Genomic DNA, 351 nt, shown 5'->3' with positions numbered 1-351 from the left:
GAAGGGAAAAAGGAGAAAAAGAGAGGGGGGGAAAAAGAAGAAGGAGAAGAAGGAAAAAGAGAGGGAGAAGGAGAAAGGGAGAAGAGGAAAAGGGAAGGGAAGGAGGGGGAAGGGGGGGAGGGAGAGAAGGAGGAAAGAAAGAAAGGAAAAAAAAGGGAGGAGGGAGGAAAAGAGGAAAAAGAAAGAAAGAAAGAGGGAAGAAGAGGGGAGAAAGAGGAGAGGGGAAAAGGGGGAAGGGGAGGAGGGGAAGAAGAAGAAGAGAGGGGGAGAGGGAAAAAGAGAAGGAGGGAGGGAGGAAGGGAAGGAGGAAAGGAAGAAAGGGGGAGAAAAAAAGAAAGGAAGGGGGAGAGG

General features: G+C 50.1%; 1 protein-coding gene. It reads left to right on the top strand.

All coding sequences use genetic code 11. From position 1 onward, the window contains the following. Positions 1 to 351 (top strand): hypothetical protein (locus tag KH400_RS30275; RefSeq protein ID WP_217228565.1); only part of this gene is annotated, 351 nt, incomplete at both ends.

Source organism: Desertibacillus haloalkaliphilus, assembly GCF_019039105.1.
Lineage (GTDB): Bacteria > Bacillota > Bacilli > Bacillales > KJ1-10-99 > Desertibacillus > Desertibacillus haloalkaliphilus.
The sequence above is the reverse complement of the archived record's forward strand: the minus strand, read 5'-3'. Positions and strand labels throughout refer to the sequence as shown.